Raw genomic sequence first — 21,611 nt, 5'->3', positions numbered from 1 at the left:
GGTCAGGTCCTCCATTTCTACACGAGCTCTGCCATAGCGGCCGCTATGGCAGAGCTCGTGTAGAAATGGAGGACCTGACCCCGGGTTTCGCGTATCGCGTATAATCGCCACGTTTTGGTGCTCGCGCGTCTGTCCAGGCGCGCAGTTAAACGGGAAACATGAAGCTGGCCACGCCAGCCAACATGTGCTGCCCCCGCAACGGTAAACAAGCGTCGTCACCGACGACAATCCGCCTCTTTGAACCACTGTGCCTCGGCATGGGAAGGTCAGGCGGTTTCGCTTGCCAGCCCGGATACCGGCCAGACAGGTGGAAATGCCCAGGCATTTCTTTTCAATCCGCGCACGGGGAAGTGAGCGGATTGCGTCTGTTTTGATCTACACATATGCATCGATTTTGCGCGCCACGGCTACGCCGGCAGGCGGCCGTGCCTTGCGCACGCGCCGTCCGCGTGCCCGCGCGCCTCCGCGGCCTCCCTCTTTCTCCCTCTTGCTCTTCCTACAGGACCATCCCATGCTTAACCTGCCTGCCGACGCGGCCGTGCACTCTATCGAGACACTGCTGTATTCCATCTCCACTGTCCTTTATCTGCCTGTCCTGCTGGGCATCGCGGCGCTGGTGCTGCACATGCTGGTGTGCTTCGGCACCTTCGGCGCCGAGTGGCTGGAGCGCCGCCGCGGCGTGCGCGTGCTGGTCGCCACCGCGAAACAGGAGATGGCCGCCGTGCTCACCGCGCAGGAAGGCGAGCCGGGACTGGACGCCCGCCTCGAACGCCTGGTGCAGCGCGCCGATGCCAATGGCGTGCGCCGCCTGGACGGCGTGCGCTTCGTGGTCCGCGTCGGTCCGGCGCTGGGCCTGATGGGTACCCTGATTCCGATGGGCATCTCGCTGGCCGGCCTGGCGCAGGGCAACCTGCCGAAGATGGCCGAGTCGATGACCACCGCCTTCACCGCCACCGTGGTCGGCCTGGCCTGCAGCGTCAGCGCCTATGTACTGAGCCTGGTGCGCGAGCACTGGCTGCGCAGCGACCTGACCGAGATCGCCTACGCCGCCGAAGCCCACCTCGCGGCGCAAGACCACAAGCCGCACCTGGTCCGCGCGGGAGTCTGAGATGCGCTATCTGAACCGCCATCGCTACAGCCGCATCGGCGAGCATAACGAGGATCCGCTGGCCGGCGTGGCCAACCTGTTCGACGCCAGCATCGTCTTCATCGTCGCCATGATGCTGGCGCTGTTCTCGGCCTGGAACATGATGGACCTGCTGGATCCGAATTCCGAAGTCACTATCGCCAAGAAAAGCGCCGACGGTCACGTGGAAGTGCTGACCAAGAAGGGCGCCGAGATCAAGGTCAGCAAAGTCAGCGACAAGCCATTGTCCGGCTCCGGCAAACGCCTGGGCACCGCGTATCAACTGCCGGATGGGAAGGTCGTCTATGTACCGGAATAAGCTGTTTGCCAAATTCGGGGCGCTGGCCCTGTTGCTGATCTCCCTGTGCATAGGCGGCTACGTGCATTCCGCGCAGGCGCCGCGCACCTTGGCGCTGATGCTGGGCGACGTCGAGTCGCGGCCCGCCGTGCTGGCGGTACGCGGCCTGCAGTCCGAGTTGAAGGATCTGAACGTCGCCGTGCGCATCATTCCCGCCAACGGCATGACCCCAGCCGATCGCGCGGCCTTGACCGGCGCCGACGTGGTGGTCATCAACGCCAAGGGACGGCAGGCGATGACCGGCCTGAGCGCCGAGCTGCTGGCGCTGCAAAAGGCGCGCCGCCCGGTGTTCGCCGTCGGCGGCGCCATCGACGACAGCCTGCGCGAGCAGGGCGTGCGCGACGACAAGACTATCCAGTCCTACCACAGCGAAGGCGGCGTGGAGAACATGGGCAACCTGCTGCGCTACATCCTGCGCAACCACTTCGGTTCGAAGGTGGCGGTGGCGCCGGTGCGCGCGATGCCGGAAGTGGGCCTGTACGACGTCGCCGCCAATCGCACTTCGGACAGTTATGAGCAGTACTTGCGCGGTTACGCCAACTACAAGACCGGCGCGCCGTGGATCGCCGTGCCGTTCTACCGCGCCAGCCTGGTGGCGGGACAAACGCTGCCGCTGGCCGCCATCGTCGCGCGGCTGGAAGCGAGCGGCTACAACGTGCTGCCGGTGTTCGGCTATCCGTACGACGTGCCGCTGCGCCTCCTGCTGGACGAAAACGGCAAGAGCCGCGTCGACCTGATCGTCGCGCTGGGCATGAAGGTCGGCGGCACCGCCAATACCGGCGCGCTGCTGGACAAGATCGGCGTCCCGGCGATCAACGCCATCACGCTGAGCCAGCAGTCGCTGGCGCAGTGGCGGGAATCGAAAATCGGCCTCGATATCATCGAGCGCACCTGGCAGCTGGCCGGCGCGGAGGTGGCGGGCCTGATCCAGCCGACCGTCGTCGCCAGCCGCGAACGCATCAGCGATGCACAGACCGGCCTGGCCTACGTCGAGGAGACTCCTATCCCCGAGCGCATCGAGCGCCTGAACGAGCGCGTCGCCGCCTGGATGGCCTTGCGCCAGAAGGCCAACGGCGACAAGCACATCGCCATGATCTACTTTAATTATCCGCACGGTTCCGAGACCATCGGCGCGGCCTATCTGAACGTGCTGCCGGAGAGCCTTTGGCAGATCGTCCAGCGACTGAAGCAGGAAGGCTACCAGACCGGCACGGCGCTGCCGTCGTCGCAAGACGAGCTGCAAGGCGAGATCCAGCAGTGGGGCAACTACCCCGGCAAATCCAGAGGCGACTACATGGCTGGCCTGACGCATCTGGCCGAAAGCGGCCAGGCGCTGCTGGTGCCGCTGGCCGATTATCAGCAGTGGTTCGCCACACTGCCGCAAGCGCTGCGCGCATCGATAGAAAAATCCTGGGGCAAACCGGAGAACGCACCGGTCCTGTGGCGCAACGCCAAAGGCGAGCCGTTCTTCGTCTATCCGGCGCGCCGCTTCGGCAATGTGCTGATGGCGCCGCAGCCCGGCCGCGCGTGGGAGCAGAACCTGGAGAAGCTGCACAACGAAGTCAGCATGCCGCCGTCGCATGAATACATCGCGTTCTACCTGTGGCTGCAGAAGGGCTTCCGCGCCAACGCCGTCATGCACATCGGTACCCACGGTACGCAGGAATGGTTGACCGGTAAGGAGGCCGGCCTGTCCGATAGCGATCCGACCGAAGCGCTGATCGGCGCCATGCCCAACATCTATCCGTACGTGATGGATGACGTGGGCGAGGGCATACAGGCCAAGCGCCGCGGCATGGCCACCATCATCGACCACATGACGCCGCCGTTCGACGTGGCCGGGCTGAATCCCGACCTGCGCGAGCTGGGCGCCCTGCTGAACGACTATCGCGTGGCGGAGCAGAAAAGCCCGCTGCTGGCGCGCAGCCATCTGGTGGCGATCAACCGGCTGGCGGCCAAGAGCGGCGTGTTGAAGGACATGAAAAAGACCGAGCTCAAAACCGAAGCCGACATGGAAGGGCTGGAGGAATACCTGGACGACACCGGAAGCAAGCTGACGCCGTTTGGCCTGCACACCTTCGGCGTAGCGCCGAACGCCGGGCAACGCAACGCCACCGCGCGCGCGGTGGTCAGCCTCGATACGACATCGACCGCCGAGCAGAAGACCAAACGGATCGCGCAACTGGAAAACGACATCGAGCGCAGCGCGGCTCTGGAGCTGGAGCGCCTGATGCAGGCGCTGTCCGGCCGCTACATTCCGACCGGCGCCAGCGCCGACCTGATACGCAATCCCGATGCGCTGCCGACCGGCCGCAATTTCTTCGGCCTCGATCCGTCGCGCATCCCGAGCAAGACCACATACGAAGCCGGCTACAAACTGGCGCAGCAGTTGGCCGAGGATTACCGCAAGCGCCATGGCGCCTGGCCGGACAAGTTGAGCATGAACCTGTGGGGCGTCGAAACGTCGCGCCATGAAGGCATCATGGAGGCGCAGGCGATGGCGCTGATGGGCGTACGGCCGACGTGGGACGAACGTGGCCGCGTCACCGGCGTGGAAGCGCTGAGCCGCAAGCAGCTGGGCCGTCCGCGCGTGGACGTCACGCTGATCTCGTCCGGCCTGTTCCGCGACTTGTTCGGCAATCTGCTGACGTTGATGGACCAGGCGGCGCAGCTGGCGCAGCGGCAGGATGATGACGGCGACAATGTGATGCGGGAGCACAGCCTCAAGACGGTCGCCGCATTGCAGGCGCGCGGCATCTCCGCCGAGGAAGCGCAGCGCATGGCCTCGGTACGCATCTTCGGCTTGCCGAGCGGCGCCTACGGTACGCAGATCGAAAAGCTGATACCGCTGACCAACGCCTGGCAGAACGAGAAGGAAGTGGCGGACGTGTTCATCAACCGCATGAGCCATCCGTTCGGCGCCGGCTACTGGGGCGACGACAAGGCCGACCCGGGCCAGCGTCGCGAACTGTTCAAGCAGGCCATCAGCGGCAGCAAGATCGCGCTGCACAGCCGTTCCAGCAACCTGTTCGCGACGCTGGACAACGACGACTTCTTCCAGTACCTGGGTGGCACCGCGATGGCGATCCGCAGCGTCGACGGCAAGACGCCTGAAGTGATGGTCAGCGATCTGTCCAACCCCCGCAAGCCGGGCCACAAGACGCTGGAACAGTACATGGGCCAGGAAATGCAGGCGCGCTACCTGAATCCGCGCTGGGCCGACAGCATGCTGAAGGAAGGTTATTCCGGCGCGCGCTACATCAACCGTGTGGTCGACTATCTGTGGGCCTGGCAGGTCACCGTGCCGGAAGTGGTGGACGGTGGCAAATGGCAGCGCATGTACGACACCTACGTCGAGGACCGCCATGGCCTGAAGGTGCGCGAGCGCTTCGCCGGCAGCGGCAACCTGCGCGCCTTCCAGGCGATCACCGACCGCATGCTGAGCGCGATCGAGCGTGGCTACTGGAAGCCGAGCGACGCCGTGCGCGAAAAGCTCACGCAGCAGAATGCGCAGGCGATCAAGGATGCTGGCGTCTCCTGCAGCGCGGATTCGTGCAGCAAGGCGACGCTGAAGATCGCTCCGCAGTTCAGCGGCCAGTTCGTGCCCAACGTCGGCACCAACGCCGCCATCGCGCGCGGTGCCGCCGCTGCCGGCCGTGCCGGCGGCGCCACGCCGTCCGCGCAGCCGCAAGCCGCGCCGTCGGCGACGCAGCAGCAAACCGACGCCGCCATGCAGGCCGCGCTGGCGGATCTGAAGGAGCTTCAAGCCAAGGCGCAAGAACTGCCTCCGCCAACGGCACAGCCGCAGCACGTCAAATCCAAGCCGGCCGCCCCGGCGCCGCAGGCCAAGCCCGACGCTGCGGACGCCAAGGTCAACGGCTTTGAAATGCAAACGCTGGCCAACCTGACGCCGGTGCAGAAAACCGTCGGCACGCTGGCCCTGCTGGCGCTGGCCGCCGCGCTGATCGGCGTCGGCTATGTCGGTCGTCGAAACAAACTGAGTAAGCTGAAGGAGTATTTATGATCGGTCCACTGATGGTCGCACTGGCGGCGTATGCGGACGAAGATGCCATGACTCCGGCGGGCGTTGTGGAGGCGGTGGAAGTGCGCGGACACTACGACAACGGTGTCGGCACTTCCGGCGCCGCCAGCCAGGGCTCGGTGACGGCGGCGCTGATCGCCAACCGGCCGGCGCTGCGTCCCGGCGAACTGCTGGAGTTCGTGCCGGGCGTGATCGTCACGCAGCACAGCGGCGACGGCAAGGCCAACCAGTACTTCCTGCGCGGCTTCAACCTTGATCACGGCACTGACTTCGCCACCTTCATCGACGGCATGCCGGTCAACATGCGCACCCACGCGCACGGCCAAGGCTACACCGACCTGAATTTCCTGATGCCGGAACTGGTCGACCGCATCAACTACAAAAAGGGGCCGTACTATGCCGACGAAGGCGATTTCGCTTCCGCCGGCGCCGCCCACATGGGGCTGGCGAACAAGCTGAAAGACAGCACCGCCAGCGTGACGGTCGGCGAACACCAGTACTACCGCGCCAACGTCACCGGCTCGGCGCCGCTGGGCGACGGCAACCTGGTGTACGGCGCGGAGCTGGGACACAACAACGGACCCTGGACCAGTCCCGAGGCGTTCCACAAAAGCCTGGGCGTGCTGCGCTACAGCCAGGGCGGCAGCGACAACCAGTTCAGCGTGACCGGCATGTTTTACAAGGGCGGCTGGTACGCCAGCAACCAGATCCCGCTGCGCGCGGTGCAGAGCGGAGCACTCAGTCCATACGGCGCGGTCGATACCAGCGATGGCGGCATCACCTCGCGCTACAGCCTGTCCGCCACGCTGCGCCGGCGCGGCAGCGACACGCTGTTGCAGGCCAATGCCTACGTGGTGCAGTCGAGCCTGGACCTGTACAACGACTTCACCTACTTCCTCGACGATCCCGTCAACGGCGACCAGTCGCGCCAGACCGAGAAGCGCCGCATGGCGGGCTTCGACGTGGCGCAGACCTGGTACACGCGCTGGGCCGGGCTGGAGGTGAACAACAAGGTTGGCCTGCAGGGACGCTACGACTACCTGTCGCCGCTGGCGCTGTACAAGACCGTCAACCGGCAGATCGCCGGCACCGTCACGCTGTCGAAGGTGAAGGAGGCCAATGCATCGGCCTATGTGGAGAACACCGTGCAGTGGCGCGAATGGCTGCGCACCACGGCCGGATTGCGCTACGACCGGTATCGCTTCGATGTCGCCAGCAACATCGCCGAGAACGGCGGCAAGGTCAGCGACGGCATGACGTCGCCGAAGATTTCGGTGGTGCTGGGGCCGTGGGCGAAGACGGAATTCTTCGTCAACTACGGCGAAGGCTTCCACAGCAACGACGCGCGCGGCACCACCGTGCACTTGACGCCGAAGGAGCTGGAGCCTGTCGATCCGGTCACGCCGCTGGTCAAGACGCGCGGCGCGGAGCTGGGCGTGCGCACGGAGTTCATCCCCGGCCTGCAAAGCTCGATGGCCTTGTGGAAGCTGCGTTCTGCGTCCGAGCTGGTGTTCTCCGGCGACGCCGGCGATACGGCAGCCAGCCGCGGCAGCTACCGCTCGGGCATCGAATGGAACAACCACTACATCGCGCGTCCGTGGCTGCTGTTCGACCTGGACCTGGCCTATTCGCGGGCGCACTATACGGAGCATGACGAAGCGGGCGACTACATCCCCGGCGCCATCGGCAAGGTGGCTTCGTTCGGCGCCACCATCACCGATATCGGCCCGTGGTCCGGCGCCTTCCAGATGCGCTACTTCGGACCGCGTCCGTTGATCGAGGATAACAGCCAGCGTTCCGCGACGACGGCGATTGCGTATGCACGAGTGGGATACAGGATAGACCGGCGCTGGGCCGTGTCGCTGGACGCCTTCAACCTGTTCGACCGGAAGGCCAGCGATGTGGACTACTACTATGCGTCGCGGCTGCCGGGCGAACCGGCCGAAGGCGTTGACGACATCCACTACCATCCGGTGGAGCCGCGCACCTTCCGCCTGACGCTGAAGGCTACGTTCTAGCGAACATCCAGATGGTCAGCACGGCGCCGACCAGCACCACGAAGCCGCGCATCATTTTTTCCGGCAGGCGGTGAATCAGCCAGCCGCCGCACAAGCCGCCTGCGATGCCGCCTGCGCACAGCGCAACGGCGGCGGGCCAGCTGATCAGGCGCGAGGTGGCGAAGATCAGCGTGGCCGCCGCGTTCATCGCCATCGCCAGCACGTTCTTGGTGGCGGTGGCTGCGCGCACCTGCTGGCCGGCGATGGTCAGCGCGGCCAGCATCAGGAAGCCGATGCCGCCGCCGAAGTAGCCGCCGTAGATGGCGATGCAGGTCTGCACCAGGATCAGCGTCCAGCGTGGCATGCTGCTGGCCGCGTGCAGCGGCTTCTTGCGGAAGCTGCCCCACGCGAACACCGACGTGGCGAACAGCACCAGCCACGGCACCAGCCGCGCGAAGAACGAGGGCGGGGTATTGAGCAGCAGGATGGCGCCGAAGATGCCGCCGATGCCGCTGATGATCAGCATCTGGCGGAAGGTCAGCGGCCCGACGTCGTCGACCAGCTTGCGGCCGGCATAGGCGGACGTGGTCTGGCTGGGGAACAGCGCGATGGTCGAGGTCATGTTGGCGGCCAGCGGATTGAGGCCGGCCAGCAGCAGGGCGGGGAAGGTGATGAAGGAACCGCCTCCCGCCAGCGCGTTCTGGACGCCTGCGAGGAAACCGGCGGCGGCGACCATCAGGACGATATGCATTTCAAGCGGGGGAACTGGTGACATGACTGGACAGGCGTAAACGGGGTAACCATGGATTATAACCGGGCAGCGCATATCGTTCCGGGCGCTGCCCCGTCGTTGTCGGTGCTACCATCTTGGCATGACGACACCATACCAACTTTATTATTGGGACGGCCTGCAGGGCCGCGGCGAGTTCGTGCGGCTGGCGCTGGAAGAGGCAGCGGTGCCGTATGTCGATGTGGCGCGGCAGAAGAAGGGCATGCCGGCGCTGCTGGCCAGCCTCGATGGCAGCCAGGTCGATCATCCGTCGTTCGCGCCGCCGGTGCTGCGCGCGGGCGAGTTGCTGATCGGGCAGACCGCCACCATCCTGATGTTCCTCGGCACCCGCCATGGCCTGGCGCCGCGCGCGGAAGCGGGACGCTTGTGGGCCAGCCAGCTGCAGCTGACCATCGCCGACATCGTCGCCGAGGTGCACGACACGCATCATCCCATCTCCACCAGCAAATACTACGAAGAGCAGAAGAAGGAAGCGAGGGCGCGCGCCAAGTGCTTCCGCGAGGAGCGGATACCGAAGTTCCTCGATTATTTCGAGGGCGTGGTGGTGCGCAATCCTGGACGGGGCGGTTATGCGATCGGTTCGCGGCTGACCTATGTGGACCTGTCGCTGTTCCAGTTGATCGAGGGGCTGCGCTATGCCTTCCCGAAGGCGATGGCAAGGCTGGAGCCTTCGTATCCGGCGTTGATCGCGTTGCGCGACAAGGTGGCGCTGCGGCCCAATATCGCCGCCTATGTCGCGTCGAAGCGGCGGATACCGTTCAACGAAGACGGCATCTTCCGCCACTATCCCGAGCTGGATAAATAATCAGGCCGCGCTGGTGACCGGATAGCCGGCATCGGCGATGGCCGATTTGAGCGGCGCCAACGCGCAGGCGCTGGCGATCCTGACGGTCTTGCTGGCCAGGTCGATATCGACCTTGGCCGCCGCATCGACCGCCTGCACCGCCCTGGTCACCGCCCCCACACAGTGCCCGCAGCTCATGTTTTCCACTTGCAGCTGATACATCGCCGTACTCCCTGAACAGTTTCGATGATCATACTGTAGCCCTTCCAATGATGGGAAGGTCAAGGGGGACTATCTGCGCAAGAACAGTTTAATTCTCCGGTGGATCGTCCAGCTTGGCCAGGTCGAGGCTGACCAGCGCCCAGATGCCGCCGGCGTAGTCCGGCTCGCGCGACAGGTATTCCACTTCCGACGGCTTGATCTCGAAGGCCTTGCCTTGCTCGACCAGCTGGCCGACGTGGCCGTAGATGGCCTTGGTGGCGTTGCTCATGGCCTTGTCCACGGTTTCGCCGCTGCACACGCAGCCCGGAATGTCCGGGACCGTGACGCCGTACTTGCTGCCGCCGTGCTTCTGGATCAGGATAGGGATGTCCATGGTCGTACCTCGGCTGTGGCGTAAAAAACGGGCGAAAATCAATGACTTGGGATGTCTAGTGTCATACAGCTTGCTGCCGGTTTCAAGCACTTTCGTGGCTGACTTCGTCTGTATTGTGCACTGCATTAAATCGTTGACATCACTAATTGTCTGCATTGCCACGAAATAAATGCTCTATTGCATCTTAAATGTATTCGAAGACAAAAAAGAAGCCCCGCCGGCATTGCTGCGGGCGGGGCTAACAGGTACGGATTTATTCTACTACAGGACGTCGCTTGCGTGGTCTGCCAGACGCGAGCGTTCGCCGCGCGCCAGCGTCACGTGGCCGCTGTGCGACCAGCCCTTGAAGCGGTCCACCACATAGGTCAAACCGCTCGAGCCTTCGGTCAGGTAAGGCGTGTCGATCTGCGCGATGTTACCCAGGCACAGGATCTTGGTGCCCGGACCGGCGCGGGTGACCAGGGTCTTGACCTGTTTCGGCGTCAAGTTCTGCGCTTCGTCGATGATCAGGAACTTGTTGACGAAGGTGCGGCCGCGCATGAAGTTGAGCGACTTGATCTTGATGCGCGAACGGATCAGGTCCTGCGTCGCCGCGCGGCCCCACTCGCCGCCGTCCGAATCGGACTTGTTGAGCACTTCGAGGTTGTCGTCGAAGGCGCCCATCCACGGCGACATCTTCTCTTCCTCGGTACCCGGCAGGAAACCAATGTCTTCACCGACCGGCACCGTCACGCGGGTGACGATGATTTCGTTGTAGAGCTTGGTTTCCAGCACTTGCGCCAGGCCGGCGGCCAGGGCCAGCAGGGTCTTGCCGGTACCGGCCTGGCCCAGCAGGGTGACGAAGTCGCACTCCGGATTCATCAGCAAGTTCAAGGCGAAGTTCTGCTCGCGGTTGCGGGCGGTGACACCCCACACATTGTTCTTGTTGTGGCTGAAGTCGCGCAGGGTCTGCAGCACGGCGGTCTTGCCGTTGATCTGCTTGACCTGGCCGTAGAAGGGCGCTTCGCCATTCTTCGGCTCCAGGAAGATGAACTGGTTGACCAGCAGCGAAGGCACGAACGGACCGGTGACGCGGTAGAACGTCGCGCTCTGGCCGTTCTTGTTTTCCTGCCAGCTCTCCAGGTCCTTGCCGTGCTTGGTCCAGAAGTCGTCCGGCAGCTGGACGATGCCCGAGTACAGCAGGTCGGTGTCTTCCAGCACGTGGTCGTTGAAGTAGTCCTCGGCCGGCAGGCCCAGCGCGCGCGCCTTGATGCGCATGTTGATGTCCTTCGACACCAGCACCACGGGACGGCCTTCCTGTTCCGCTTCCAGCGAACGGACCACGGACAGGATCTGGTTGTCGGCCTTGCCGACCGGCAGGCCCACCGGCAGGTCGGCCGTTTGCAGGCGCGTCTGGAAGTACAGGCGGCCCTTGGCGTCCTTGTTGCCCAGTTTGGACAGCGGGATGCCGTTCTCGATGGCGTCGTCGTCGGTGTTGGAAACCAGCGCGTCCAAAGTGCGCGACACCTGGCGGGCATTGCGCGCCACCTCGGTCATGCCCTTCTTGTGGTTGTCCAGCTCTTCCAGCGTCATCATCGGCAGGTAGACGTCGTGCTCCTCGAAGCGGAACAGCGACGATGGATCGTGCATCAGCACGTTGGTGTCCAGCACGAACAGCTTGGTGGTGCCGGTCTGGTCGGCGTGGCGGCTGGTCGACGACTTGATCGACACTTCATGCGGCTTGTGCTTGGCCGGATGCGGCGCCTCGGCGTTGATCGGCGTGACCTTGCTGCGCGCGGCCGGTGCGGATTTTGCCTTGGTGGCAGGAGCCGCGGCTGGAGCGATGCCGGCGGCGGCGTTCTTCAATACTTCCGGCGCAGCCTTCAGCACGGCGGCGACGGTTTTCGACTTGGTTGTGGTTTTCGGGGGAACTGCTTTGGTCTTCGCTACAGGCACTGCTTTGACAGGCGCCGCTTTCTTCGGCGCGGGCGCAACCTCAGCCACCGCTACTATGGCGGGAACCGGGCGCGGCCCTGTCGCTTTTGGATAATCTTTGGCCAGAAGTAAAGTCGCTGGCTTACTAGGTAATTTTGGCAGTGGCATCAGGATCTCATTCAAAAAAAATCTGGAGGAATCCGCCCATAGGGCGAGAGCGCGCAGTGCGCGCGCGAGCGAACACAGCGAACTCTTGACCGGATGGGGTGGATGCTGGGTAAAACAGGTTATAAGACTGCCGACGGGCTCTCATCTCGCCCGGAGAAAGTACCGCGTGGTGGCCGGTTGGCCACCATGTAGGGTGGGAAGGATTACAGTGATGACTCAAGGGCTGTTACGCATGGTTCTGCTACGGTTAAGCAACTCTGGAAGCTGCAACGCGCACAACAACTAAGCCTGACGCGCTACAAATTCCAGCACTTCATCGACGTGACCCGCTACCTTCACGCCTCTCCATTCTTTCACTAATTGACCATTAGCGTCAATCACAAACGTACTACGCTCGATGCCGCGCACCGTCTTGCCGTACATTTGCTTCATCTTCATCACGCCGAACTGCTGGCACAGCGCTTCGTCCGGATCGGAAATCAGTTCGAAAGGCAGGCCCAGCTTGGCCTTGAAGCTTTCGTGCGAGCGCAGCGAATCGCGGCTGACGCCGTAGATTTCCGTGCCGGCGGCCTGGAATTGCTGGTACAGGTCGCGGAAAGCCATGTTTTCGGTGGTGCAGCCGGGCGTATTGTCCTTCGGGTAGAAGAACAGCACGGTGTGGCGCGCCGGCCGGCCGGACAGCTGGAAGGTCAGGCCGCTGGTCATTGCAGCGGAAAAGTCGCTCACTACGTTTTGGCTATCAGCCACAGGCTTTCTCCTGAACGGTATTTAAGAACGGGCGGCGCCTTGTACGATCAGCTGTCCCGAGCGGCCGGGCAGTTCGCCCCAGGTGATCGGGATGACCGGCACGGTCGAGTGCTGGATCTTCTGATAGTAGTCGGCCATGGACGCCAGTTGGTAACCCTGCGCCTGCCACCCAGCCAATAACTGCTCGAATATGGGGGCGAGTTTCTGGCCTTCAAGCTCAGCATGCAAAGTATAAACGTGGTCGCGCGCCGCGCCTTCGGTCAGCTTCAGCAGGAAGGCGGCGATGTTGCCGGTCGAGACCATGGTGCCGTCGATGTCGCGGCCCAGCAACTCATCCAGGGTCGGCAGCGTGGTCGGCAGCTGGATGTGGGCCAGTACCTTGCCGCCGTCGGACAGGCGGTGGGGGCCGTCGGCCGGATTGGCCAGGCTGCCGTTGTCGTTGAGCACGCAGCGGCCGTCGGAGGCGTAGCCGTAGCCGGCCGTGTCGTGCTCGGCGAAGGCGGCGTTGTTCATCTGCCAGCCGGCCGCGCCGTGGGTGCGCGGCGCCGTGCCGAACACCTGCGTGAAACGGGCGGCGGCCTTGCGCATCATGCTGGTGGACCATTTGCCGTCGCGCTTGGCGACATTGTCCTGCCACAGCACGTGGTCCCAGGTGTGGATGCCGCATTCGAAGCCGGCGTCGCGCACCGCGCGCATCTCGGCGGCGCAATCCTTGCCGATGTCCGGGCCCGGCAGCAGGGTGCCGTACATCAGCGTCTTGAAGCCGTAGTGTTCGACCACGGAAGTGCGCGAGACCTTGCTGAAGAACCCGGGACGCAGCGCGCGGCGCAGCGCCCAGCCGGTGTGGTCCGGCCCCAGCGAAAACAGGAAAGTGGCGCCGGCGTTGTGCGCCTTCAGCATGCGCACCAGGTTAGGTACGCCTTCACGGGTGCCGCGATAAGTGTCGACGTCGATCTTCAACACCATCAGCGGTTTGCTGTTCAAAGTCTCGGTCAAATCTCAGTCCATCAGTTTTTGTGCTTCGGCTACCTGGCTGCGGTAGGCGTCGAAGATTTTCTTCAGGGCGTCGGCCATGGTGGTGGTCGGCTTCCAGTTCAGCTCTTCGCAGGTGTTGGTGATCTTCGGCACGCGGTTCTGCACGTCCTGGTAGCCCGAGCCGTAGTAGGCGCCGGACGTCGTTTCAACGATCTTGACCTGCTTGGCGCCGGTGGCGTACTCCGGATATTCCTCAGCCAGCTTCAGCATCATGCCGGCCAGTTCGCGGATCGAGTAGTTGTTGACCGGGTTGCCGATGTTGTAGATCTTGCCGCTGGCGGCGCCGTCCTTGTTGTCGATGATCTTCATCAGCGCGTCGATGCCGTCGTCGATGTCGGTGAACGCGCGTTTCTGCGCGCCGCCGTCGACCAGCGAGATGTTCTCGCCGCGGACGATGTGGCCGAAGAACTGGGTCACCACGCGCGACGAGCCTTCTTTCGGCGTGTGGATCGAATCGAGGCCGGCGCCGATCCAGTTGAACGGACGGAACAGCGTGAAGTTCAGGCCTTCCATGCCGTAGCCCCAGATCACGCGGTCCATCAGCTGCTTGGCGTTGGAGTAGATCCAGCGCGGCTTGTTGATCGGGCCACAGATCAGTTCCGAGTTCTCCGGATCGAACTCTTCGTCGTGGCACATGCCGTACACTTCCGAGGTCGACGGGAACACCAGGTGCTTGCCGTACTTGGCGGCCGAGCGGACGATGGGCAGGTTGGCCTCGAAGTCCAGTTCGAACACGCGCAGCGGCGCCTTGACATAGGTCGACGGCGTGGCGATGGCGACCAGCGGCAGGATCACGTCGCACTTCTTGACGTGGTACTCGACCCATTCCTTGTTGATCGTGATGTCGCCTTCGAAGAAGTGCATGCGCGACTTGTAGGCCTCGTTTTCCAGCACGTCGGTGATGCGGTCGGTGCTCATGTCCATGCCGTAGACATGCCAGTCGGTCGTTTCCAGGATGCGCTTGGACAGGTGGTGGCCGATAAAGCCGTTGACGCCGAGGATGAGGACTTTTTTCATGTGAGTTTACCCAGGTAATGTTCGTTATCCGCCGGCGGCCAGCGCGGCCAGGCGGGATTGCAACTGCTCGGCCGTTACGGGTTCCCCGTCGGCCGTCAAGGCGGAAATCGTCAGCATGCGGCCATCGCCGCACACGCCAAAGATGCAATTATCCACTACTGTCAAGCCCGGTGGCAAACTTAGCGATACAACATTGCCGAAATTGCCAGACAATCGGGCGCGCTGGATGACGTAGCGTACACCCCCCAGATCGGTGAAGGCGCCCGGGTAGGGCGGGGCGACGGCGCGGTGCAGGTTGTAGACGTCCTGCGCCGGCAGCAGCCAGTTGATGCGGCCATCCTCGGGCTTGCGGCCGCCGAAGTAGCCGCCCTTGCTCAGGTCGTTCTTGAGGCGCGGCGCGGTGCCGGCCAGCAGCGACGGCAGCACGCGCCACAGCGCCTGCTCGGCCGCCACGGTGACCTTGCCGAACACTTCGAACGCGGTGTCGTCGGGCAGGATGGGCACTTCCATCTGCGAGACGATGGCGCCGGCGTCCGGCTTGACGGTCATTTCGTGCAGCGTGGCGCCGGTGACGGTGGCGCCGTGCAGCACCGCCCAGTTGACCGGCGCGCGGCCGCGGAATTCCGGCAGCAGCGAGCCGTGCATATTGAAGGCCGGCGCCACCGCCAGCAGTTCGGCAGGCAGCATGTTGCGGTAGTAGAAGCTGAACATCAGGTCCGGCTTGGCGGCCTGGACCTGCTCCAGCAGCTCCGGCGATTTGGCGTCGGCCGGCGTGATGTAGGGGATGCCCTCGGCCTGGCACAGCGAAATCACCGATTCGAACCAGATGTTTTCGCTGGCGCTGTCCTCGTGGGTGACCACCAGCGCGACATCGACGCCGCCGGCCAGCAATACCTTCAGGCAGCGCACGCCGACATTGTGATAGCCGAAGACGACGGCGCGCGGTCGGTGGTCGAGATCACTCATGGTTGCGGCCCACGGTGCGTTTCTCCACGCCGGCCGGCACCTCGAGCTGCTGGCCGGGTTTCTGTTCCAGGATGGTCTGCACCACGTAGCGCGGACGGGCGCGCACCTGCTGGAAGATGCGGCCGATGTATTCGCCCAGCAAACCGATGCCGAACAGGATAGTGCCCATGAAGAAGAAGGCGATCGCGAACAGCGTGAACAGGCCTTCCGCTTCCGCGCCCAGGAACAGGCGGCGCACCAGCAGCACCAGCACCAGCAGGCCGGAGGCGATCGACAGCAGCATGCCGAACATCGAGAAGAACTGCAGCGGCACCAGCGAGAAGCCGGTGACCAGGTCGAAATTCAGGCGGATCAGGCTGTACAAGGAGTACTTCGATTCGCCGGCGGCGCGTTCCTCGTGCTCGACGATGATCTCGGTCGGCTTGCGCGAGAAGCGGTAGGCCAGCGCCGGCACGAAGGTGTTGACCTCGCCGCACTGGTTGACCAGGTCGATCACGTTGCGGCCATAGGCGCGCAGCATATTGCCCTGGTCGGTGATCTTGATGTTGGTGATCTTTTCGCGCACGCGGTTCATGGCCTTGGACGCGTAGGTGCGCCACGCCGAATCCTGGCGCTTGCGGCGGATCGAACCGACGTAGTCGTAGCCTTCGCGCATCTTGGCCACCAGGTTGCCGATTTCCTCCGGCGGGTTCTGCAGGTCGGCGTCCAGCGTGATCATGATGTCGCCGCGCGAGGCTTCAAAGCCGGCCAGGATGGCCATGTGCTGGCCGTAGTTGCCGTTGAACAGCACCACGCGGGTGACGTCGGGCCGCTGGCGGAACTGCTCGGCCAGGATGGACACCGAGTTGTCGCGGCTGCCGTCGTTGACGAACACGATTTCATAGCTGGCGCCGAGCTTGTCGAGCGCCGGGTACAGGCGGTCGAACAGGGCCTGCAGGCCGGCCTGCTCGTTGTAGATGGGAATGACGACGGAGATTTCAGGCTTCATCAGGGACACGCTCATTTGATCAGGATCGCTTTCACGGCGGCGACCGCGCGATCGACGTCGGCGGTGGTCATGGCGTAGAACATCGGCAAGGTCACGGTCAGGCGGCCGATCTTTTCCGACACGGGGAACATGCCCTCCTTGAAGCCGCGCTCGCGGTACATGGTGAACAAATGGATCGGCGCGTAGTGGTAGCCAGTGCCGATGTTGTAGCGCTCCTGCATCGCGCGCATGAAGTCGGCGCGGGTGGCCGGGCCGTTATCGGGCAGCACGATCTGGAACAGGTGGTAGTTGCTGGTGTCGAAGGCCTGCAGCGGCAGCTGGGCGCCGGACTGCGCCTCGAACTCGGGGCCGAAGGCCTCGTAGTAACGGCGCGCCAGGTTGCGGCGGTGGGCGGTGATGTTGTCGATGTTGGCGAACTGGCCCAGGCCGATGGCGGCCATGATGTCGCTCATGTTGTACTTGCCGCCAAGGACATCGACGTCGATGCCGTCGATGCCGCTGCGGGTCACGCCCTGCAGGCGGTATTTCTCCGCCAGCCTGGCTTCTTCCATATTGTTGAGCACCAGCGCGCCGCCTTCGCCGGTGGTGATGTTCTTGTTGGCCTGGAAGCTGAACGAGACGAAGTCGCCGAAGGAGCCGATGCGCTTGCCGTTCCACTCGGAACCGAAGGCTTGCGCCGCGTCTTCGATGACGCGCAGATTGTGTTTCTTGGCGATGGCGTACAGGCGGTCCATGTCGACCGGCAGGCCGGACAGGTAGACCGGGATGATGGCCTTGGTGCGGGGCGTGATCGCCGCTTCGACCTTATCGAGGTCGATGTTGCGGGTGAGCGGGTCGATGTCGGCGAACACCGGCGTGGCGCCCACTTCGATGATGACGTTGGCGGTGGCGACCCACGAGATCGACGTGGTGATCACTTCGTCGCCGGCGCCGATGCCGGCGATGCGCAGCGCGATCTCCATGGTGCAGGTGCCGGAATTGAAGGTGCGCACCGGACGGCCGCCGAAATACTCGGACATCTGGGCTTCGAAGGCCTGGACTTTCGGGCCGCTGGTGATCCAGCCGGAACGCAGCACGTCGCTGACGGCGGCGATGGTGGCCTCATCTATCGTTGGTTTCGAGAAGGGCAAAAAGGGCAGGGCGGAGGTCATTGGGTATTTCGCTCTCTCATACTGATTAGGGTTTTGGCTTATGGCCGCAATTCTAAATTGTTCGTCAGGTCCGCGCCAGCCAGGCGACCCCGACCAGGATGACGCCGATCGCCAGCAGGCGCTGCAGCGACAGCGCCTCGCCGAACAAGTACCAGGCGCCGATGGCGGTGACCACATAGCCCAGCGACAGCATCGGATAGGCGATCGACACGTCGACCCGCGACAGCGCGATGATCCACAACACCACCGACAGCACGTAGCAGGTCAGGCCGCCGATGATGGGCAGCTGGGTGGCGACCTTGAGGCCGACCGAAAACAGGTTGTCCAGCGTCAGGTGGATCTCGCCGACGTTCCTGGCGCCGGCCTTGAGCAGCAGCTGGGCCACGGCGTTGAGCAGCACGCCGAAGACGATGAAGCCGAAAGTTGCAATATTCATGACATTCTTTATCAATTACAGGTTGGCCACGATCACGCGGCGGGTGTCTTCCGCCACCACGCGCATGGCCAGGCCTTGTTCCTTCAGTTCGGCGTATTTCTCGTTGCTGATGATGGCCAGCGCCTTCACGCCTTGCTGCGTATGCTCCTTCCAGCGCTCGACGAATTCCTCCACCGTCGGGATCGACAGCTCCGGCTGCTGGCGCAGGCCGAAGGTGAATTCATCCCAGTAGTCGACCAGCACCACGGTGCGGCGCAGGTAGAAGGTCATCGATTGTTCGTAGGTGGCGACCGAATACACCCGGGTGTCCGGCTTGAGTTCGGGCAGCATCTTTTGCGCGATGGCTTTGCCGGCGCGCATTTTGCCATAAGGCTCGAAGCCGGTCAGGATCAGCTGGGTGGACAGGAAGCCGGCCACGGCCATGGTGAGCACCGTCAGGTCGCGGCGCAGGTGGCGCGCATGCAGCAGCGCCAGCGCGCCGCCGGCGGCGGCAATGATGCCGGCCGTCAGCACCCACGGCTGGTAGGCTTCCAGCAGGACCGTCTCGTCGCGGTGGCGCACCGCCATGTGCACCATCTGCGGCACGGCGGCCAGGCCGGCCACGCCGATCAGCACCAGCAGGCCGGCGGCGACCATGCGGCTGCGGCGCGAGGCGCTTTCCAGGTAGACCGCTATCAGCATCGCCAGCGCCGGGAAGATCGGCAGGATGTAGCCGGGCAGCTTGGAGCTGGAATAGCTAAAGAAGAAGAAAATGAACACGGCCCAGATCAGCAGCAGCAGCTTGGGCTGGAACACGGCGCTGCGCTCGCGCTGCAGCGCGCCCCACAGCGCCTGGGGCAGCACGCCCAGCCACGGCACGATGCCCGGGATCAGCATCACGAAGAAGTAGTACCAGGCGCCTTCGCGGTGGTGGGTCTTCAGGAAGAAGCGTTCCCAGTGCTCGTGCACGAAGAAGAAGTAGGGTTGCTCGGGATTTTTCAGCGCCACCAGCACGAACCACGGCGTGGCGATGGCGAAGAACAGCAGCAGGCCCTTGCCCAGGTGCAGCCGGGTCCAGATCGCCAGGTCGCGCGACAAGGCCGAGTACAGCACCAGCACCGCGCCTGGCAGCACCAGGCCGATCAGGCCCTTGGCCAGCACCGCCAGCGCCATGCCGGCCCAGCAGACCAGCATCCAGTTGCGGCGCTCGGCCTCGGTGGCGCGGTCGCGCTGGGCCACCAGCAGCGCGCACAGGGCGATGGTCATCATGCCCGACAGGCTCATGTCCAGCGAATCGATCTGGCCGGAGGCCACCCAGAACAGGCTGGAGCCGAGCGCCAGCGCGGCGTAGAAGCCGGCGCGGGGGCCGAACGCGCGCCGCGCGGCATAGCCGGTCAGCAGCACGCCGCCCAGGCCGCACAGGCCGGTCCACAGGCGCGCCTGCCATTCGCCCAGGCCGAACACGGCAAACGAGGCCGCGTTCATCCAGGTCTGCAGCGGCGGTTTTTCAAAGTACTTGATGCCGTTCAGGCGGGTGGTGATCCAGTCTCCGGTGGTGAACATCTCGCGCGCCATTTCGGCGTAGCGGCCCTCGTCGGGCGGCACCAGCGTGCGCACGCCGAGCACATACAGCCAGACGATGACAAAGGCCGCCAGCAGCGACCAGACGAATTTTTTATTGTTATAGAGATCGTTCATCAGGCGGTTTTGGCCTCGTCGGGATTGATGATCAGGGCCAGCGTGACCTTGCGGCCCTCGCCCATCAGGATGTTGTAGGTGCGGCAGGCGGCCTGGCTGTCCATGCATTCGACGCCGATGCGGCGCATCGTCAGCGCGGCCGTCAGGCGCGGATGGATGAAGCGCTGCCTGGCGCCGGTGCCGAGGATGACGACGTCCGGGCTGTCGGCGCCGATGATGTCGAAATGCTCTGCGGTAATAGATTCGAAGGTCGGGGCATCCCAGGCGCGTGGCGGGCTTTCCGGCAGCACGATCAGGCTGTAGTTGTAGCGCTCGGCGTTGATTTCGACGCCGGTTTCATCGTAGCCGGTGACGGTCTGGTATTTTTGAGTATCGCTTGCGTGGAGCTTCATGACGGAATAGCGGTTTTAGTCGGCAAAAGAAGCGTCATTGTAGCGTTTTTCCGGGGTGATCCAGCCTGAAAGGTTGATTAAATGGGAGGCTTTCGGCAGAATGGATCTTTTCGCATTGCAGCAAAGGCCGCCGCCGCGTTTTTGGCAGGTCAGAGCAATTTGCTTCACCTAGACAGGATTTTATTTTGCGACCGATTCAAAAATCGAACAAACTGGCCGAAGTCTGCTACGAGATCCGCGGTCCGGTGCCGGAAAAAGCCCGGCAAATGGAGGAGGAAGGCCATAAGATCACAAAGTTGAATATTGGCAACTTGGCCGTGTTCGGCTTCGATCCGCCGGATGAAATCGTCCAGGACATGAAGATCAACCTGCCCAACGCGGCCGGCTACACCGATTCCAAGGGCATGTTCGCGCCGCGCAAGGCGGTGGTGCATTACACGCAGGGCAAGAATATCCCCGGCGTCGGCATCGACGACGTGTACCTGGGCAATGGCGCCTCCGAGCTGATCGTCATGTCGATGAACGCGCTGCTCAACACCGGCGACGAGGTGCTGGTGCCGGCGCCCGACTATCCGCTGTGGACCGCCGCCGTGTCGCTGTCGGGCGGCACGCCGGTGCACTACATCTGCGACGAGCAGCAGGAGTGGTACCCGGACATCGAGGACATGCGCCGCAAGATCAACTCGAACACGCGCGCCATCGTCGTCATCAACCCCAACAATCCGACCGGCGCGCTGTATCCGGTCGAGCTGCTGCTGCAGATCATCGAACTGGCGCGCCAGCACGAGCTGATCATCTACGCCGACGAGATCTACGACAAGGTGCTGTACGACGGCGCCGAGCACGTGTCGATCGCCTCGCTGGCCGACGACGTGCTGTTCGTCACCTTCAACGGCCTGTCGAAGAACTACCGCGCCTGCGGCTACCGTTCCGGCTGGATGGTGGTGTCGGGCGAGAAATCCCATGCGAAAGACTATATCGAAGGCCTCAACATGCTGGCCTCGATGCGCTTGTGCGCCAACGCACCGGGGCAGTTTGCGATCCAGACTGCGCTCGGCGGCTACCAGTCGATCCACGACCTGGTGGGGCCGGGCGGGCGCCTGTTGAAGCAACGCGACCTGGCCTACCAGCTGCTGACCGATATCCCGGGCGTCACCTGCGTCAAGCCGAAAGCGGCGCTGTACATGTTCCCGCGTCTCGATCCGAAGATCTACCCGATCGCGGACGACCAGCAGTTCGCCTACGAGCTGCTGGCCGAAACGAAAGTGCTGATCGTCCAGGGCAGCGGCTTCAACTGGATCGCCCCGGACCACTTCCGCGTGGTGTTCCTGCCGAACTCGGACGACATGACGGAAGCCTTTGGCCGCATCGCCAGGTTCATGGAAGGCTACCGCAAGCGCCACGGCGCCAGCTTTTAACAACCGCGTC

The 21,611-nt window shown here is 63.8% G+C and carries 19 protein-coding genes and 1 riboswitch; of the genes, 6 read left to right on the top strand and 13 right to left on the bottom strand.

Annotated elements, in window-relative coordinates; translation table 11 throughout:
• The first annotated feature begins 98 nt into the window (after positions 1–98).
• Positions 99–319, top strand: a riboswitch (cobalamin riboswitch).
• 192 nt (positions 320–511) lie between these two features.
• The 4 genes from ACCD07_RS01230 to ACCD07_RS01215 are packed head-to-tail and all read left to right on the top strand — an operon-like array spanning position 512 to position 7,544.
• Positions 512–1,108, top strand: a complete 597-nt coding sequence (locus ACCD07_RS01230) for a MotA/TolQ/ExbB proton channel family protein (RefSeq protein ID WP_176652090.1) — start codon at positions 512–514, stop codon at positions 1,106–1,108.
• 1 nt (position 1,109) lies between these two features.
• Positions 1,110–1,445: a DUF2149 domain-containing protein gene (locus tag ACCD07_RS01225; RefSeq protein ID WP_176652089.1), complete on the top strand. Its 336-nt coding sequence runs from the start codon at positions 1,110–1,112 to the stop codon at positions 1,443–1,445.
• Positions 1,432–5,508 carry a cobaltochelatase subunit CobN gene (locus ACCD07_RS01220; RefSeq protein ID WP_413446266.1) on the top strand — a complete coding sequence of 1,359 codons (4,077 nt, stop codon included), beginning with the start codon at positions 1,432–1,434 and terminating at the stop codon, positions 5,506–5,508. Before ACCD07_RS01225 ends, ACCD07_RS01220 begins: the two co-directional genes overlap by 14 nt.
• The gene (locus ACCD07_RS01215; protein WP_413446265.1) at positions 5,505–7,544 is read left to right on the top strand and encodes a TonB-dependent receptor; all 2,040 of its coding nucleotides are present in this window, start codon (positions 5,505–5,507) and stop codon (positions 7,542–7,544) included. Before ACCD07_RS01220 ends, ACCD07_RS01215 begins: the two co-directional genes overlap by 4 nt.
• Here the strand turns inward: ACCD07_RS01215 and ACCD07_RS01210 are convergent.
• Entirely contained in the window at positions 7,534–8,298 is a 765-nt protein-coding gene (locus tag ACCD07_RS01210; protein ID WP_413446264.1) for a sulfite exporter TauE/SafE family protein, read from the bottom strand. The two genes, ACCD07_RS01215 and ACCD07_RS01210, sit on opposite strands and share 11 nt — an antisense overlap.
• A gap of 97 nt (positions 8,299–8,395) precedes the next feature.
• On the opposite strand from ACCD07_RS01210, the gene ACCD07_RS01205 reads away from it, so the two are divergent.
• Positions 8,396–9,118: a glutathione S-transferase gene (locus ACCD07_RS01205; protein ID WP_413446263.1), complete on the top strand. Its 723-nt coding sequence runs from the start codon at positions 8,396–8,398 to the stop codon at positions 9,116–9,118.
• On the opposite strand, the gene ACCD07_RS01200 is transcribed toward ACCD07_RS01205, so the two are convergent.
• The 12 genes from ACCD07_RS01200 to ACCD07_RS01145 form a co-directional block, all read right to left on the bottom strand.
• Entirely contained in the window at positions 9,119–9,319 is a 201-nt protein-coding gene (locus ACCD07_RS01200; protein ID WP_413446262.1) for a heavy-metal-associated domain-containing protein, read from the bottom strand.
• 88 nt (positions 9,320–9,407) lie between these two features.
• Positions 9,408–9,692, bottom strand: coding sequence for a type II toxin-antitoxin system HicB family antitoxin (locus ACCD07_RS01195; RefSeq protein WP_176652084.1), 285 nt, complete (start codon positions 9,690–9,692; stop codon positions 9,408–9,410).
• A 261-nt stretch (positions 9,693–9,953) separates the two neighbouring features.
• Positions 9,954–11,774 (bottom strand): PhoH family protein, encoded by a 1,821-nt coding sequence (locus ACCD07_RS01190; RefSeq protein ID WP_353405332.1) that lies wholly within the window; start codon positions 11,772–11,774, stop codon positions 9,954–9,956.
• Between the two features lie 282 nt (positions 11,775–12,056).
• Positions 12,057–12,521, bottom strand: a complete 465-nt coding sequence (locus tag ACCD07_RS01185) for a peroxiredoxin (protein WP_413446261.1) — start codon at positions 12,519–12,521, stop codon at positions 12,057–12,059.
• Between the two features lie 21 nt (positions 12,522–12,542).
• Positions 12,543–13,487: a polysaccharide deacetylase family protein gene (locus tag ACCD07_RS01180; protein WP_353405359.1), complete on the bottom strand. Its 945-nt coding sequence runs from the start codon at positions 13,485–13,487 to the stop codon at positions 12,543–12,545.
• 33 nt (positions 13,488–13,520) lie between these two features.
• Positions 13,521–14,573, bottom strand: a complete 1,053-nt coding sequence (locus ACCD07_RS01175; RefSeq protein WP_176652082.1) for a bifunctional UDP-4-keto-pentose/UDP-xylose synthase — start codon at positions 14,571–14,573, stop codon at positions 13,521–13,523.
• Positions 14,574–14,597: 24 nt separating this feature from the next.
• Positions 14,598–15,539, bottom strand: a complete 942-nt coding sequence (locus tag ACCD07_RS01170) for a formyltransferase (protein ID WP_176652081.1) — start codon at positions 15,537–15,539, stop codon at positions 14,598–14,600.
• Entirely contained in the window at positions 15,532–16,527 is a 996-nt protein-coding gene (locus ACCD07_RS01165; RefSeq protein WP_176652157.1) for a glycosyltransferase, read from the bottom strand. Before ACCD07_RS01165 ends, ACCD07_RS01170 begins: the two co-directional genes overlap by 8 nt.
• An 11-nt stretch (positions 16,528–16,538) precedes the next feature.
• On the bottom strand, positions 16,539–17,678 hold the full coding sequence (locus ACCD07_RS01160; RefSeq protein WP_413446260.1) for a DegT/DnrJ/EryC1/StrS family aminotransferase: 1,140 nt from the start codon (positions 17,676–17,678) through the stop codon (positions 16,539–16,541).
• A gap of 64 nt (positions 17,679–17,742) precedes the next feature.
• Complete coding sequence (locus ACCD07_RS01155; RefSeq protein ID WP_176652079.1) at positions 17,743–18,114, bottom strand: SMR family transporter; 372 nt, start codon at positions 18,112–18,114, stop codon at positions 17,743–17,745.
• Between the two features lie 15 nt (positions 18,115–18,129).
• Complete coding sequence (locus ACCD07_RS01150; RefSeq protein WP_413446259.1) at positions 18,130–19,791, bottom strand: glycosyltransferase family 39 protein; 1,662 nt, start codon at positions 19,789–19,791, stop codon at positions 18,130–18,132.
• Positions 19,791–20,183 (bottom strand): Mth938-like domain-containing protein, encoded by a 393-nt coding sequence (locus tag ACCD07_RS01145; protein WP_353405337.1) that lies wholly within the window; start codon positions 20,181–20,183, stop codon positions 19,791–19,793. The genes ACCD07_RS01150 and ACCD07_RS01145 overlap by 1 nt, the downstream gene beginning before the upstream one ends.
• Before the next feature lie 185 nt (positions 20,184–20,368).
• On the opposite strand from ACCD07_RS01145, the gene ACCD07_RS01140 reads away from it, so the two are divergent.
• A complete protein-coding gene (locus ACCD07_RS01140) occupies positions 20,369–21,601 on the top strand; it encodes a pyridoxal phosphate-dependent aminotransferase (RefSeq protein WP_413446258.1) in 1,233 nt (410 codons plus the stop codon).
• The last annotated feature ends 10 nt before the right edge of the window (positions 21,602–21,611 follow it).

The sequence above is a fragment of the Duganella sp. Dugasp56 genome, from assembly GCF_047304105.1.
Classification (GTDB): domain Bacteria; phylum Pseudomonadota; class Gammaproteobacteria; order Burkholderiales; family Burkholderiaceae_D; genus Rugamonas; species Rugamonas hordei.
Note: the sequence above shows the minus strand (reverse complement) of the source record. Positions and strands in the feature narration are given on the sequence as shown.

Coding starts and splice junctions, on each gene's coding strand:
- ACCD07_RS01230 (WP_176652090.1), top strand. CDS start 512: ATGCTTAACCTGCCTGCCGACGCGGCCGTGCACTCTATCGAGACACTG.
- ACCD07_RS01225 (WP_176652089.1), top strand. CDS start 1,110: ATGCGCTATCTGAACCGCCATCGCTACAGCCGCATCGGCGAGCATAAC.
- ACCD07_RS01220 (WP_413446266.1), top strand. CDS start 1,432: ATGTACCGGAATAAGCTGTTTGCCAAATTCGGGGCGCTGGCCCTGTTG.
- ACCD07_RS01215 (WP_413446265.1), top strand. CDS start 5,505: ATGATCGGTCCACTGATGGTCGCACTGGCGGCGTATGCGGACGAAGAT.
- ACCD07_RS01210 (WP_413446264.1), bottom strand. CDS start 8,298: ATGTCACCAGTTCCCCCGCTTGAAATGCATATCGTCCTGATGGTCGCC.
- ACCD07_RS01205 (WP_413446263.1), top strand. CDS start 8,396: ATGACGACACCATACCAACTTTATTATTGGGACGGCCTGCAGGGCCGC.
- ACCD07_RS01200 (WP_413446262.1), bottom strand. CDS start 9,319: ATGTATCAGCTGCAAGTGGAAAACATGAGCTGCGGGCACTGTGTGGGG.
- ACCD07_RS01195 (WP_176652084.1), bottom strand. CDS start 9,692: ATGGACATCCCTATCCTGATCCAGAAGCACGGCGGCAGCAAGTACGGC.
- ACCD07_RS01190 (WP_353405332.1), bottom strand. CDS start 11,774: ATGCCACTGCCAAAATTACCTAGTAAGCCAGCGACTTTACTTCTGGCC.
- ACCD07_RS01180 (WP_353405359.1), bottom strand. CDS start 13,487: ATGGTGTTGAAGATCGACGTCGACACTTATCGCGGCACCCGTGAAGGC.
- ACCD07_RS01175 (WP_176652082.1), bottom strand. CDS start 14,573: ATGAAAAAAGTCCTCATCCTCGGCGTCAACGGCTTTATCGGCCACCAC.
- ACCD07_RS01170 (WP_176652081.1), bottom strand. CDS start 15,539: ATGAGTGATCTCGACCACCGACCGCGCGCCGTCGTCTTCGGCTATCAC.
- ACCD07_RS01165 (WP_176652157.1), bottom strand. CDS start 16,527: ATGAAGCCTGAAATCTCCGTCGTCATTCCCATCTACAACGAGCAGGCC.
- ACCD07_RS01160 (WP_413446260.1), bottom strand. CDS start 17,678: ATGACCTCCGCCCTGCCCTTTTTGCCCTTCTCGAAACCAACGATAGAT.
- ACCD07_RS01155 (WP_176652079.1), bottom strand. CDS start 18,114: ATGAATATTGCAACTTTCGGCTTCATCGTCTTCGGCGTGCTGCTCAAC.
- ACCD07_RS01150 (WP_413446259.1), bottom strand. CDS start 19,791: ATGAACGATCTCTATAACAATAAAAAATTCGTCTGGTCGCTGCTGGCG.
- ACCD07_RS01145 (WP_353405337.1), bottom strand. CDS start 20,183: ATGAAGCTCCACGCAAGCGATACTCAAAAATACCAGACCGTCACCGGC.